Origin of the sequence: Paenibacillus sp. PvR133 (genome assembly GCF_017833155.1) — a bacterium.
GTDB lineage: Bacteria > Bacillota > Bacilli > Paenibacillales > Paenibacillaceae > Paenibacillus > Paenibacillus polymyxa_B.
The window spans coordinates 4629021-4643736 of record NZ_JAFIBS010000001.1 but is presented as its reverse complement, the minus strand read 5'-3'; the positions used below and the strand labels follow the sequence as shown (position 1 = coordinate 4643736).

Sequence of the window (14716 nt, the reverse complement as noted above, 5' to 3'; positions counted from 1 at the left end):
GAAAATTCTCATGATTTATAATCGAACTTGAAAATAAAAAGCAGTCGCGTTGGAATCAGCGCGACTGCTTTTGTGTATCTGGAAAAAAATATTAATGACGAGATAAGGTCTTTTAGGAATAACTGCCGGCTTCTACAGCTTGCTCCCATGCCAGCATAGCAGATGGGAAGCATTCAATAGCACGGGGAAAGACCCCCTGTACATAAGCGATGAAAATACCATAGTTCACAATCGGCACTCCGGCAGCTTTCGTTTCCGACATTCGATGAAGCATCGTACGCCGATTGAGCATGCATGCACCGCAATGAATAACCAGTGCATATTCGCTCAGATCATCAGGGAAGCTGGAGCCGGATGCATGCTCGATGATGAGACGTTTGCCTATCGTTTGGCGGAGCCAGCGGGGAATTTTCACTCGACCAATATCGTCAGATTGGCATTGGTGAGTGCAGGCTTCGGCAATGAGTACACGGTCTCCATCCTTGAGGCGATCAATGGCTCTTGCACCTCGTACCAGTTCGTCCAGATCGCCTTTATGACGGGCAAACAGGATGGAAAAAGATGTGAGAGGTACATCCTTGGGCGTGTCGGCCGCTACTTTCATAAAAACCTGTGAATCGGTAATGACCAAGCGAGGCTTACGTCCCAATCTCTCCAGCGTCAATCGTAGTTCATGTTCTTTGGTCACTACGGCGATGGCATCGCTCTCTAGTGTATCGCGGATTGTTTGCTGCTGTGGCAGGATCAAACGGCCTTTTGGTGCAGCTTTGTCGATGGGAACGACCAGCACAACAACATCGCCGGGTGACAACAGGTCACCGACGATACGGAAACGATCCTCATTTTGGGGGAGTGTATTAGTGATAGATTTTTTCAGTTCCGTGTCTCCCTGGAGCAAAGATGCACTGAAAGGAATCAGGGTGAGATCCAGTTCAGTTGCCAGCTTTGTAGCCGTTTTATCTGATTCAGTAAGGGTATCTATCTTATTCAATACCCCAATAACAGGAATCTTTTTGGTGCGGAGCTTTTCGAGTAGCTCATGCTCGAATGGTCCGACTCCAACGGTGGCGTCGATAACGAGCAAGGCCAAGTCTGTACTATTAAGTATTTCTAGCGTTTTGTTGCGGCGCAGCTCCCCGACCTCACCCTCATCGTCCAGTCCGGCGGTATCCACCAGAACAATGGGACCCGCTGGGAGCAGCTCCATCGGTTTGAAAACGGGGTCCGTGGTCGTTCCTCCTACAGGAGATACCACAGCGACGGGCTGACCCGTCAGGGTGTTCAGAATGCTGGATTTGCCTGCGTTGCGGCGACCGAGCAGGACAATATGTGGTCGGTTGCTACGAGGGGTATCATTCATTCCCATGGTGAGTTCCTTCTTCCTGCCCCGGAATTCCGGGTTTGGTTACTGTATAGGGATGGCATAATTGGTCAATCCGCGAACGGGTCAGTAGGCCGCGATCTTCTGCAATATCCTCTGGTGTGCGACCTTGCACAATGGCTGCAGATGCAATGGAGGCAGCTTCATCATAGCCAAGCTCCGCGACCAGCGCAGAAGCCATCACGGCTGAGTTACGCAGATTTTTAGTGCAGCGTTCCTCACGCACGATCAGGCCGCGTACGCATCGTTCCTCGAATAGTCGAACCGCGCTGTTCAGAATATGTAGCGATTCCAGCAGCGATTCGGCAATCAGCGGCAGGAATGCGTTTAGTTCCAACTGACCGGAGGCAGCGGCCATAGTGATAGCCGCATCTTCGGCTATCACACGCATGGCTGTTAGTCCTGCCATTTCAGCTATTACCGGATTGACCTTGCCAGGCATAATAGAGGATCCGGCCTGAACTGGAGGCAGCGTGTATTCGCCAATACCACCGAAAGGACCAGAGGCCAGTAGGCGAAAATCGCCAGATATTTTGTACAGATTCACGGCGGCTGATTTGAGTAGACCGGACACCTCCACAAAGACATCCATATTTTGAATCGGGTCCATCGGGTGGTCGCTGCGACTCAGTCCAAAACCAGTCTCATCCGCCAGCTTTTCGACCATTCGATAGCTGTAAGCGCGGGGCGCGTTCATACCTGTGCCAATCGCCGTGCCTCCAATAGGGATTTCCCGCAGCCGCTCTTCAGCTTTATAGAGACGCCAGCGGTCGCGCGCTATAGCCTTTGCGTAGGCACCAAAGCCTTGCCCGGCCATCATGGGCAGGGCATCCATTAGCTGAGTGCGGCCTAGTTTGAGCAGGTCAGCATATTCCGTTTCTTTGTGCTGTAAAGCATCCTGTAACGAAGACATCGTGTCACATAAAGGTCGAAGCAGCCGTATCGCTGCAATTCGTAGCGCTGTGGGATAGACATCATTCGTAGACTGGCAGCAGTTCACATCATCCAGAGGATGTATAATCTCATACTGCCCTGGTCTGCCTCCTAGCTGTACGATGGCCAAATTAGCAATGACCTCATTTACATTCATATGGGTACTGGTGCCTGCACCGCCTTGTATGGCATCCACGGTAAACATATGTTGGTGCCTCCCGGCGAGTAATTCGTCGCAGGCATTTACAATGGCGGAGGCCCGTTGGGCAGGAAGCCGTTTCTGCTCACCATTCACTTGAGCGGCTACTTTTTTTACCAACACAAGAGCGTGGATCAAGTTTTGGTTCACGGGCCTGCCACTGACCACAAAATTGTTCATCGCGCGTGCGGTGTGAATACCGTAAAAGGCATCTGCGGGAATTTCCATCTCTCCTAGCGCATCCCGCTCGGTTCGCGTATTTGTAGGCAGAGGGAAACCTTCGGTCATAAACCCGTTGCCGGAATGCGTGTCATATGCAGTAGCTGACGTGCACTTGCAGCGCGTTTTTCTTCAACCCGGGCATGAACCAGATCTGGCTCGACCAGTTTGAGGGCTTGTGTTGGACATTTACCAATACAGGCCGGACCGCCGTCCACGCCTTCGCATAAATCACATTTGCTGGCAATCATGCGCTCTTTGGGTTGCAAGCGTCCTGACATATTGGTATACAATCCATCCTGCACGACAGGCTGCCCGTTTCGATACTCGGGTACCATGTTAATCGCGCCGTAAGGGCAGGCGATCATGCAGGTTTTACAGCCAATGCAGCTTTCGCTATTAATGAGAATGCAGCCATCTGCGTTCGTAATAGAGCCGTTCGGACAAGCGTTGGCGCATGGAGCATCCTCACAGTGACGACACTGAACGGGTGCAGTGACCCCAAATGATTTGATAACCTTCAGACGAGGGTGAAAATGAAACTCATCATCCGGCGAGATAAAAGGGTTCTCCGCTGAATGTGCGATGACACATGCGATTTCACAGGTACGACAGCCGATACATTGATCGGGATCAGCTAAAACAAAACGGTTCATACAATTCGACTCCTCTCTAACTTACGACAAAAATAATGTATACAGCATAAAAATAACTTAATGTATTAATGAATGGAGTAATCCGCATCCCCTTTGGTGGAAATAGTGTTGCTGCGGCTTTGCTTGCCGGGCCCCCGTTGTTGGAAGGTGGTGTGCAGCAGATGATGCGACACATGACCCAGCGGCTCACCTAGAAATTCATCATAAAGTTTGATGATGTGAGGGTTCTCATGCGATTTTCGTACCTGGTGTGCAGCATCATGTCCATAGATGGAGGATTTACGTGCCCGATAAGCTTCAATTCGTTGCTTTTCTAACATGAGCTTGGGTTGTCCCCCTCCGCTGATACATCCAGCAGGGCAGCCCATCACCTCAATAAAATGATAATCACATTCGCCCGCCTGGACACGATCCAGTAGCTGATAGGCATGTTGTAGCCCGGCGACGACCGCTACCTTGAGCTGCAGCTTGCCTACCTGAACCTCAGCTACTCGAATGCCTTCCTCACCACGTACAAAATCGAGCTGGAGCTTCGGCAGTTTTTCATTTGTCAGCAGCTCGTAACCTGTACGGATGGCAGCTTCCATGACTCCTCCAGTGACTCCAAAAATGGAGCCTGCACCTGAATATTGCCCTAACGGTGAATCGAATTCTTCATCAGGCAGGTTCGCAAAATCAATTCCGCGCTGCTTGATCCAGTATGCAAGTTCACGTGTGGTCAGTACCTCATCCACATCACGGTAACCGTCAGATTCCATTTCGGGACGATCGCACTCAAATTGTTTACAGGTACAGGGCATGATGGCAACGCTGTATATATTCGCAGGTTCCACCTCGTCCAGTTGTGCGCCATAAGATTTGATTAGCGCTCCTAACATTTGCATCGGAGATTTGCAGCTGGATAGATGGTCTAGCAGATCGGGATATTCAATCTCTGCAAATCGTACCCATGCTGGACAGCAGGATGTGAACATGGGTAAGGGACCGCCTTCGGTCACGCGACGAATCAATTCAGTGCCTTCCTCCATGATGGTCACGTCAGCTCCAAAGTTGGTGTCGTATACCCGGTCGAAGCCAAGGCGGCGTAAAGCAGCAGCCATTTTCCCAGGCGTCAAGGTGCCGAACGGCATTCCAAATTCCTCCGCGAGTGAAACACGAATGGCCGGAGCACATTGGACGATCCGAAACTGTCCAGGTTTGGTCATCATATCGGCTACCTTATTCAAGTTGTAGCTATAATAGGCAGCGAATAGTGGCTCTCTGATGTCGGCAGGCATATCGCGTTCTTGGATACGTTCCAGCCGTCTAGCGGCGCCTTCCTGTGGAGATGAACCTGCCCAGTCAGATGCGTATACGCTGCATATTTGTACACATTGACCGCAAATAACACATCGGTCTGCATTAACGGTTTGCGGTTCTCCGGGCAATCCCTCTATGGCATCTACTGGACAAACCCCAGCACAACGTCTGCATCCTGTGCAGAGCGTAGGGTCAATATGAATGACAGGGTCTGTGCAATCAGTCGTCTTCATACAAGGAGGCGAAGAGATCTTGTCTATTGTGGTTGACATGGTTTTCTACCTTTCTGCGGCTGATTTTGACCTTATAGGCGTGGGAAAAAGACTTCCCGCCGAGGCTCTGGAGGTGAGTCGGATATACCTTTGGCCAGCCGTAGGACATGATTCGGGCAGGCCTCTACACATGCAGGCTGTCCGTTCTCTGTTTCCGCGCACAGATCGCATTTGCTTGCTGCGGTGCGGGGAAGAGCGACTCGATTTGCACGGTGAGTCAGGCCGGACTGCGTTACAACGTGTCCTGCCCGGTAGACCGGAGACACCTCAATTGCCCCGAAGGGGCAGGCCAAAACACAGGAGGTACAGCCGATACATCGTTCCTCATCTATCATGACGACGCCGTCCTCCTGACGGATGGCCTGTACCGGACAAGCATGTGCGCAGGGGGCATTTTCGCAATGCCGGCATTGCACCGGCACATACATTTCCCCTGTACGTACAACATACACCTTGGGTACAACAGGTACGCTGACGGTTCCGACCGAAGCTCCTATGCCGTTAGCCTGACTGTGAACGGCGAAGCACGCCAGTTCACAGGCTTTGCAACCGATGCACTGTCCGGCGTCTGCGACTACAAAAGAAGAAGCAACAGCGCTTGTTCTACTGGCTGCTCCCATTCTACTCGTCGAAGCTGACCGGTTATCTGTCAGACGGTGCATCATATTCCCTGTGCCGCTCATCTCGTCACCTTATCAGCCAAAACAGCTTCCTGGACGTTCATCTGTCTGCGAATCCGTTGGTACGATTCATGTACATCACGTTCGGCCTGCGCTTGGTCGGCGATCCGTTCCAGACGGATGGCACAGTATTTTAATTCCGGGGTTTTGGATACCGGATCGAGAAAATCAGCGGTCAGCTCGTTGCATGCTCCAACCCACCAGTGATAGGTCATGTAGGTCGCACCTTGTTGCACACGGTCACTGATTTGTGCCCGTGCCATGATGCGTCCCCGGCGAGAGGATATAGCAACAATTTCGCCATCCAGAATATTCAGATCTGCTCCGTCTTCTGGGCTAATCTGAATAAATCCAGGCTCATCAGACAACTGGCGCAGCGCGCGGCAATTACCAGTCATGGTACGAACGGAATAGTGACCTACCTCACGGACTGTGGACAAGACAAGCGGGTATTTTGCATCCGGTTGTTCTTGTGGTGGACGCCATTCGCAGGCGAATAATCTGCCTTTGCCACTAGGTGTCGAAAATTGATTTCCTTTATATAAATACGGTGTACCTGGATGATCTTCAGTAGGGCAGGGCCATTGCACGCCGCCTTGCTGCTCCATTTTTTGGTAGCTGGCACCGGAGAATAATGGGCTGAGACTGCGCATTTCATCCCAAATTTCTTCTGTGTTTGCATAGGACATAGGATAGCCCATGGCGGTAGCAACCTCGCTAATAATGGCCCAGTCTGGCTTAACATCACCCTGTGGCTCAACGGCCTTACGGATGCGCTGAAAGCCCCGATCTGCCGAAGAATATACGCCGTCATGCTCGCCCCAGGCAGTAGAAGGGAGGATGACATCAGCGTGCAGCGCTGTTTTGTTCATGAAAATATCCTGAACCACGACAAATTCCAATTGGTCTAGGGCTTCACGCAACTCGGCGGCGTTCGGATCACTTTGTACAGGGTCCTCACCGAAAATGTAATAAGCTTTCAGCTTGTTCTCCTTCAGGATGAGGTGTGGTACCTCCGTAAGTGGATAGCCTTTTTTACGTGGCAGCTCAACACCCCATGCTTTTTCAAACTTTTTGCGAGCTGTGTTGTCTGTTACATCCTGATAGCCAGGATACACATTCGGCAAAGCGCCCATATCACAGGACCCCTGTACATTGTTTTGTCCCCGTACTGGTCCGATACCCACATTCGGCTTGCCCAAATTTCCAGTCAACAGTGCAAGGGAAGCGAGCCCCTTTACCACATCAACGGCCTGTGAAAATTGACATACGCCCATTCCGTACAAAATTGTAGCGGTTGGGGCCTTTGCATATTCCCTCATAGCCGCCCGGATATCGGCCGCCTTGACCCCCGTAATGCCTTCCGCATATTCGGGAGTATATTTTTTAATGCTGTCTACGTATTCGGCAAAGCCTTCTGTGTTTGCTTCCACATATCGTTTGTCGTACAGTTCTTCATGCACAAGTACATGACCAAAAGCGTTCACCAAAGCCATGTTTGAACCACCCTTTAAGGGTAGCCACATATTCGAAATACGAGCTGTTTCGGTCATGCGCGGATCGCATACAATAATTTTGGCGCCTCTTTGCTTGGCAGCTACAATGCGTCTTGCGACGATCGGATGTGTTTCGGGTGCATTATATCCAAACACGAAAATGAGATCAGAGTGTTCAATTTCAGGAATAGAGTTGGACATAGCTCCATCTCCGAGCGAGTAAGTCAAACCTGCCACAGAAGGGCCGTGGCATACACGAGCGCAATGATCAATATTGTTCGTGCCAATGACCGCCCGCATGAACTTTTGCATGACATAATTGGCTTCATTTCCCGGACCGCGTGCGGAGCCCGTTCCCATGATAGAGTCGGGTCCGTATTTTTCCTTAATTGCTGACAGCCGTTCGGCAGTATATTGAATGGCTTCTTTCCACTCCACTTCCTCCATTACTCCATTTTTGCGAATCATGGGCTTGCGCAAGCGTGCAGTCAGAATTTGCGGGTCATTCAAAAAATCCCATCCATAGTGTCCTTTCAGACACAGCGTTCCTTCATTCGTACGACCACCAGCCGGCTCTGCGCCAATTACCTGTCCTTTTTCCACCAGCAAATGAAGCTGACAACCGCTCCCGCAGTAGGGACATACGGTCAATACCTTGTCTGCCATAAGTGTAGCACCTCTTTTATATGAAATAGATGAAACTCGTAACATAAAAAAAGCCAATACAAAAATGCCGCTTTACGCTGCATCCTGTACTGGCTTATCCGCGAGCGAGGAGACAAGCTCCTTCCCGCTAATCCAACCGGTGTATGTGTTGTAGTTCTAGAGTAATGATAATGTGTCCGTCTCCATGGACGGAGGGGCAGACCTCCCAAGTATAAGTGAAGGGACTGCCGAGTGTTTTTTCGGCTTCGTTCATAAACTCCTTTTCTAGATAGGGACGAAGGACGTCCCAATATTCCCTGACCTTGTCCTCAGCCCCTTCATGAACGAGAATTTCGGACAAATTAGACAATGTACCTCGAATTTCTACCGTAATCCGGAGCGGCGAATCCAGTGAAACCTTGACGTTGTCCGGTCCTTTTCCCCGGTAGTGCTTGACAATACACACGGCCAACTTCCTGATGCGCTCACGGTATTCCAATTCAGTATTCAACATCTGGACACTCCGCTTCGAATCAAAATAAAGGCGTACTTGCCGCGCATGCCAGACAGCCTGTGTAGCTGGTTTAGAACAAGACGTAACCGTCCCGACCAAAGTGGTCTGCCCAGCACGGCGTATCACCCTTCTATGGTAGAACAGGTTGACCCGGAAAGATGTGAAATTCATTACACTGAACCAAAATTTTACATAGATTAGACCGCTCTTGAAGCAGCTATACCTCTATGATTTGTATGATGCTTCTCGTTCCATCGCGTTGTTTGTACAGATCCAATACAAAAGCAGTTGAATGACAAACTATGGGCTGAGATTAGTAAATGTCATTCTCAAAGCCCTCTATACTAAAATAGCACAGTGCGAATCTCAGAGGTTTTTAGTAAATTATTCATTTATATGATTGCAAACGCATCATTCGATCCGTCAAGTCGAAACCTGAAAGTGTACAGTGCCGCCTGTACTTTAGTTACGGTAAAGCGGAGAAAATATGGCAGCATTGATGCTTTTATCGAGAAAGGCCTTGGTTTGACACTGCAAGAGAAGCAGCACTTGCAGGAGCTACATTTAGAATAGGAGTCATATGTTAATGTTTAGTTGGAATAAAAAAGCCGCTATATTAGCGACTCATTTAAACTAAATATTCTGATGACCCAGGGAAGAAATGATATGGGCAATCGTTTGCGGGCTTTCCTTACCATTTAACTCGAGCCATTGATTAATGACTCCAATAGAACCGTGAACCATGTAAGTGAAAGAATAGTCCATTGTACATGGTTCCTTCCTGTTTGGTTCTTCTCCATTTCTTTGCACATGATCTTCAAGCAAGACTTGTGATAAAAAATCATTTTTTCCTGTCTCCGAAATTAAGATTTTATACATCGTTTTCTTATCTCGAATGATGTTCAATAGGTTGATCATTGATTCTTCTGTTGTGCAGGGACTGTCTCCTTCTTGTAACGATTCCATTATTTCTTGATTAAATTCATTCTGCATTACTTCAAATAGTTCATAAGGATCTTTGTAGTGCAGATAGAAAGTGCCACGGTTGATATCTGCCTGTTTACATATTTCAGTAACCGTTATTTGAGGCAATTTTTTTGTTTCTAATAGACTCAGGAAACTCTCTTTAATGAGAATGATCGTATATTTAGTTCTTCTATTATTCTTGACTCCAACCATATGTTACCCCTCTTTTTTCATCTTTTCAACAAACTCAAGCTGAACTGTTGAATTCATAACACTAACTCATGTATTGATTATTGTGATTGCAGAGATGAGTAGATTATACTTACATCGCGACATTAAATCAACACATGTTCATTTGATGATAATGATTAAAAAATATAATTTATTTCAATCATACAAGGAGAGTAAATAAAACATGAAAATCAACTCAAACAAACCCAAAATACTCATTGTGGGCGCAGGAGCTGTAGGGTTTTCTGTTGGATACCACCTTCACTTATCCGGTACTGATATTACCTTTCTTGTGCGAAAAGGACGAAAAGCAACATTCGATTCTCCACAAAAACTATATTGCTATGATGATGCTACATTGAAAAATTTTAGCGATTTTAATGTCATTAAAGATCTAGAAGAAATAAAACCTCAGCAATATCAATTTATTATTATTACATTGGACGGAAATGCTAGTCGAACATCAGAAGGCATAGATATGTTATCCCAAATGGGTGATATCGTACGTGATTCTGCAACTACCGTGATTATGTGTGGGTTTGGAAGTGGCATTCGTGAACATTATCTTCAGGTTATGCGAATTCCGGAAGACCAGTTGCTAAGAGGAATACTGGGTACGCTAAGTCATCAATCCAACGCTATTTTCCCTGTACACAAACCAACGGATCCAAATCAGATTGCCCAAGCCATTGTCTGTTACAAACACCCGATAAACGGCGTTGGGTTTCAAGTCGAGACCAATAATAAAGTGGTAGCAAAGCAATTTATCACACTGTACAATCGTTCTAAAGTTTCACGTTGTGGTCAAGTAAGCCCGGCGATGTTCAATATTTTCTCAAGTGTCGGCTTTCCTGTATACGCCGCTTGCGATATTTTAGGCTGGCCTAACTTCTCGACCGTTGTAGCCAATAAAGAACTTTGGCAACTTGCTTGCCGAGCACAAGGTGAAATAGCAACTCTACCAAAGCATGGTGTTGTCGGTAAAATCATGGGTTTAATGATGGGATCACGCATGACGGCGAAAATACATCTTAAAATGGAACGAGATATGCTTCCGTTAGATTATCAAGCGTTCAATCGTTTCCATCATGGTGGTAAAGTGCGGACTCAGGATGTAGAATCTATGCGAAATTCAGTTGTAGAAGGGCAACGTCAAGGTCGCCAAATGAAGGCTTTGAAGGAATTACTGCAACGTGTGGCTGAACATGAAGCCGCAAGTCAAGCCACGTTAAAATAAAGAGAAGAGGTCCGTGCTAGAATGCATGGACCTCTTCAAACCATTATCAATTGATTTTTTATAAAGCTTTATTGTTTAACCAGAACGGATAAATCCCCTTCAAAAACTTTCTCCTCTTTGTTGTTGAAAGTCGACAGCAATACAGTAACGAGTCCTGTTTCATTCCGCTTCTCTTTTACTCCAATCACTTCAACAATAGTGTACAATTCGTCGCCTGGATACACTGGTTTGATAAATTTAATATTATTCATAGCCGTTCCAGCAATAACCTCATCACCGTAACTGCCTGTTTCAACCCAAAGCTTAAAAGAAACAGCTAATGTTTGAATTCCTGAAGCGATAATTCCATTAAATCTGCCTTGCAATGCTTTCTCTTCATCTAAATGCATATATTGCGGGTCAAACTCCCTTGCAAATCTGGTGATATCCTCATTAGTTAATTTTAAAGACTTGGTTTTAAATACTTGTCCGATATAAAATTCATGAAATCGCATTATTGCACCTCTTGATTCAATTATTTGCTTATTTATATTAGAGTAGCATAATATCACCAATCAAGTTAAACTGCCTGTTAGCTTAATGACGTATTGTCAGTCTACAACTTAATATTTCCCTTTAAAATCCGTAGCGTTATAGCAACAAAACTAATTTAAAGAGTCTATCTCAGCAAGTAACCCTCCGTACTTTTGTACAGTCAGATCAATGTAAGTGTTGCAAATCAATAAAAATTATTGACAACTGTTAAATTATGGACAACAATAGTATGCAATAATATATAAATATTGGTATTTATGTATGGAGGGTGGTTTATCCATGAAAATTACACCCACGATTAGAGCAGAATTGGAACAATATCTAAAACAAGAAGGTTTGAGCATGATGGAGTTTGGGCATATAGCAGGCATGAATAGGGGGATAGTAAGTAGCATAGTGTCAGGCAATAAATCTATGTCTGTTAACCAGATAGATCGCATTACCGAGGCTATGGGTTTACCAGAAGGCTACTTTTACGACCTATTTATAGAGAACTACATCATCGACACCCCCCCGAATATGAGACGAATAGAGCCATTTTTGTATCGTTGTGCGGAATTGGACAAGCTGGATGCGATCCGTCGAGTGGTGGGAACCATTATGGACAACCTACTCTATTCGCCTAAACTATTTGATATGGCAGAAGTGCTAATAGCACAGGGACGACATGATGCTGCGTTACTGTTCTATAAGGGTGTAGCTGAAACGGAGAAGTACCAACATTCTGAACGATTGGCGACCTGTCAGTATCGAATGTTCACGATTCAGGTTGGTGACGATCAAAGCCGTAATCTCAAGGCAGCTACATTGTTCGAGCCTTACATTGAACGTCTGGATGAAATGGACCAACTTGACGCATTGAAGGATTTGGCGAACGTGTACAGGTCTTTGCGCAAGTGGGACAAGGTTGAGGAAATGGCAAGGCAAATGAGAGGGAAAGCGGAAGTACAATATTCCATAAAGCATCAGCAGAAAAATCGAAAGAACAGCGAGCATGAAAAGGAAACCAGAGGGCCGTTATTTGGATTGGGTCAAAGAGACTGACGAAGATACTCAACACTGGGTAAACTTGTTCAGTCAGTGGGCAGAAGGTAACACGTACGTTAATAAGCTCCTGTCTGGAGATGTCAGCGTACTGCCAGACTATGTTGAATATATAGCAGCAACATCAACCGCTAACGAAAATGAGAAACTCTCAAAGCTGTTGAACGTTATGATAGCGGCTAACCGATATGAAATAGATGTGGATGATGTCCTTTCACGTTTTGAAACGAATATTAATACATTTGCTCAACTCCCAACATCATCTGATATATATACCCAACAAGTAATACCAGACTATTTCGCATGGTTTGGTTACGAAATGGCTCATTATTATTTACATCGGGTGAAATACAGTGATGGCTTTAAATACTTGATGTATGCAATGGTAAAGTCACATATAAATTGTATTGGTCTGTTTATGCGTTTCCAAGTCCATGCGACTCCTGAAATCAAAACAGAGTTCTCCAATCTAATTGAAAAGGTGTGGTTAAGTAATGTTGAAAAAAATGGCATTGTTAATCGTTGCGAGTAGCTTTTTGTTTTTTATAATCGTACCCGCTCACAATCATGATCAGCTTATTCAGACCCTTGTACAAATTGGGGGATTCTAAAGCAAAAGAAAGCTCTGCCGACCATAAGGTTAGCAGAGCTTTCTTCAGTGTATGAATTACCACACATACCACAGAATAACTATCTTGATGTGATCAGCATGAACCATACATATAAAGTGTTAAAGTCAGATATAGAATTATTTGCAGCTGCATTAAGCCAGGTAAGAGTATACGTGGTTCAGCCGCTGGGTAAAGATTTGATAGATATTGTGGATTACGGTGGAGTAGTGAAGAATATTACGCCGGAGTCGGTTAAGATTAACGGATCTTATTTCTTCCGTAAACAGTTTGAATTTAGAGTAGATGTGAAAGAGGACTCCAACGGTATATAGCCGATAGAGTCCTTCTCTGTTTTATGTGAGTCGGATGTATATGAAGCCACTTAGTAATTTCTGTACATTAATTAGAATTGTCTTGCGCTTATGTTGAGGTCCATCTGGGAACCGTCCTGGGTATAAATGTATACACTATATGAGTTTTTACTTTGAGAATAAATTTGCAAGGTCTTTTGACTACCAGGTGAAACCGAAGTGTCTATAGAGGTGCTAGAACCTGCTTTCTTAATCTCTACATAAACTGTTGAACTTCCATTATTTTTAACGAACACATTGGCGTCTTCTCCATTCTCAGGGATCATGGTGAAGGTTTTCTCAAATGCTCCTTTTCCAGTGTGATGTATCGGATTAATCAATTGAACATCAAAAGGAGTAATAACATGTCCGTCCTGATTCTCAGTATTTTCGATCACTTTAATGAAGCCATTATCAGTTTGATTTGCTGAAATTGAATCCTGCGCAAAAGCAGCAGGGCTTAGTGACAGAAGTAATGATGTGGCGATACCAAAACTCATTAATCTTTTCAAATTAAATCCCTTCTTTCTATAATTTAACTACATAAATAATTATAATTAATCTGAATATCTGTGTACATAGTCACTAAGTACCATTAAATGATGTTGTTATGTGAATCAATGGGGAATAGTTTGATTTATCTATATATAGTTAAAAGTTCTGCTAACCTTAATTGGTCGGCTGGGCTTTTGTTAGACACTGAGTATGGCAACATTGAATACATAAAGCGCCTTGGATTTAACTCCAAGACGCTCCCCTGCTTGTAATAACGGTTAGTTAATGTCTCCTGGGTACTGACCAGTAGTACCCCAAGCTTCGCCTTCAACTTTGTTACCGTTGGCTCTGAATTGAATTACGTATTCCCCTGAAGGCATTCCATTAGGGAATGAATTAAGACTAGTCCATGTTAATGTGTCTCCTTTGCCAACAGTTTTATAGACATATTCTCTCCCGTTACCCTGCAAGCTCCAAGTGAGATTTGATGTTCCTTCATTCCGAACTTTAATCTTTACATGTCCATAACCTTTTTTAACAGTTAAGTCCATCGTCGGACTTGTCCCACCAAGAACCTCATGTACCTCTTGACCAGTTTGTTGGATAACTGTACCTCCATGATCCTTCGATACTTTAATCCCTGTAGCTGGTGTGGCAGAAGTAGCCAGCGGAGCTACTGCCGTAAGAGCCAATACACCTGTAAGGATGATTGCTGTGTTTTTAAACTTCATCAAAAATCGTCCTCTTGAATGGTATAATTTGTACTACCGACCAAGTATACCATATAAAAAAAGAATAAAATGTAGATTTTTGTTAACAAAATGGTAAAAAATCATTAATATTCGAAAATATATAATTCATCTGAATATTGCATGACATATATTTCAAAACTTATTGACAACTGTTAAATTATGGACAACAATAGAATGCAATAATATAAAAGTTTTGGTATTT

13 protein-coding genes and 1 pseudogene are annotated in these 14716 nt (G+C 45.2%); 3 read left to right on the top strand and 11 right to left on the bottom strand.

Annotated elements, in window-relative coordinates:
- Positions 1-112 precede the first annotated feature (112 nt).
- The 8 genes from hydF to JOE49_RS20230 all read right to left on the bottom strand — a co-directional run bounded on the left by hydF (position 113) and on the right by JOE49_RS20230 (position 9473).
- Positions 113-1366 (bottom strand): [FeFe] hydrogenase H-cluster maturation GTPase HydF, encoded by a 1254-nt coding sequence (gene hydF / locus JOE49_RS20265; protein WP_028540674.1) that lies wholly within the window; start codon positions 1364-1366, stop codon positions 113-115.
- Complete coding sequence (locus JOE49_RS20260; RefSeq protein WP_028540675.1) at positions 1353-2801, bottom strand: aspartate ammonia-lyase; 1449 nt, start codon at positions 2799-2801, stop codon at positions 1353-1355. The genes hydF and JOE49_RS20260 overlap by 14 nt, the downstream gene beginning before the upstream one ends.
- Entirely contained in the window at positions 2798-3388 is a 591-nt protein-coding gene (locus tag JOE49_RS20255) for a 4Fe-4S dicluster domain-containing protein (RefSeq protein WP_028540676.1), read from the bottom strand. The genes JOE49_RS20260 and JOE49_RS20255 overlap by 4 nt, the downstream gene beginning before the upstream one ends.
- Positions 3389-3453: 65 nt before the next feature.
- Complete coding sequence (locus tag JOE49_RS20250) at positions 3454-4959, bottom strand: [FeFe] hydrogenase, group A (RefSeq protein WP_245248449.1); 1506 nt, start codon at positions 4957-4959, stop codon at positions 3454-3456.
- 32 nt (positions 4960-4991) lie between these two features.
- Entirely contained in the window at positions 4992-5642 is a 651-nt protein-coding gene (locus JOE49_RS26725; RefSeq protein WP_076295294.1) for a 4Fe-4S dicluster domain-containing protein, read from the bottom strand.
- A complete protein-coding gene (gene fdhF / locus JOE49_RS20240; protein WP_023989097.1) occupies positions 5639-7801 on the bottom strand; it encodes a formate dehydrogenase subunit alpha in 2163 nt (720 codons plus the stop codon). Before fdhF ends, JOE49_RS26725 begins: the two co-directional genes overlap by 4 nt.
- A gap of 127 nt (positions 7802-7928) precedes the next feature.
- The gene (locus JOE49_RS20235) at positions 7929-8294 is read right to left on the bottom strand and encodes a hypothetical protein (RefSeq protein ID WP_013310644.1); all 366 of its coding nucleotides are present in this window, start codon (positions 8292-8294) and stop codon (positions 7929-7931) included.
- Positions 8295-8927: 633 nt separating this feature from the next.
- Positions 8928-9473: a TetR/AcrR family transcriptional regulator gene (locus JOE49_RS20230; protein ID WP_209942653.1), complete on the bottom strand. Its 546-nt coding sequence runs from the start codon at positions 9471-9473 to the stop codon at positions 8928-8930.
- A 202-nt stretch (positions 9474-9675) separates the two neighbouring features.
- Between JOE49_RS20230 and JOE49_RS20225 the strand changes: the two genes are divergently transcribed.
- Positions 9676-10728: a ketopantoate reductase family protein gene (locus JOE49_RS20225; protein ID WP_209942651.1), complete on the top strand. Its 1053-nt coding sequence runs from the start codon at positions 9676-9678 to the stop codon at positions 10726-10728.
- 68 nt (positions 10729-10796) lie between these two features.
- Here the strand turns inward: JOE49_RS20225 and JOE49_RS20220 are convergent, their stop codons facing one another.
- Positions 10797-11222 (bottom strand): MaoC family dehydratase, encoded by a 426-nt coding sequence (locus JOE49_RS20220; protein WP_023989095.1) that lies wholly within the window; start codon positions 11220-11222, stop codon positions 10797-10799.
- 319 nt (positions 11223-11541) lie between these two features.
- On the opposite strand from JOE49_RS20220, the pseudogene JOE49_RS20215 reads away from it, so the two are divergent.
- Positions 11542-12838 (top strand): annotated as a pseudogene (locus JOE49_RS20215) (transcriptional regulator).
- A 177-nt stretch (positions 12839-13015) separates the two neighbouring features.
- Positions 13016-13249 (top strand): hypothetical protein, encoded by a 234-nt coding sequence (locus JOE49_RS20210; RefSeq protein ID WP_160790836.1) that lies wholly within the window; start codon positions 13016-13018, stop codon positions 13247-13249.
- A gap of 71 nt (positions 13250-13320) precedes the next feature.
- On the opposite strand, the gene JOE49_RS20205 is transcribed toward JOE49_RS20210, so the two are convergent.
- Positions 13321-13779 (bottom strand): hypothetical protein, encoded by a 459-nt coding sequence (locus tag JOE49_RS20205; RefSeq protein ID WP_023989092.1) that lies wholly within the window; start codon positions 13777-13779, stop codon positions 13321-13323.
- 261 nt (positions 13780-14040) lie between these two features.
- Positions 14041-14493, bottom strand: a complete 453-nt coding sequence (locus JOE49_RS20200; RefSeq protein ID WP_209942649.1) for a hypothetical protein — start codon at positions 14491-14493, stop codon at positions 14041-14043.
- Positions 14494-14716 lie beyond the last annotated feature (223 nt).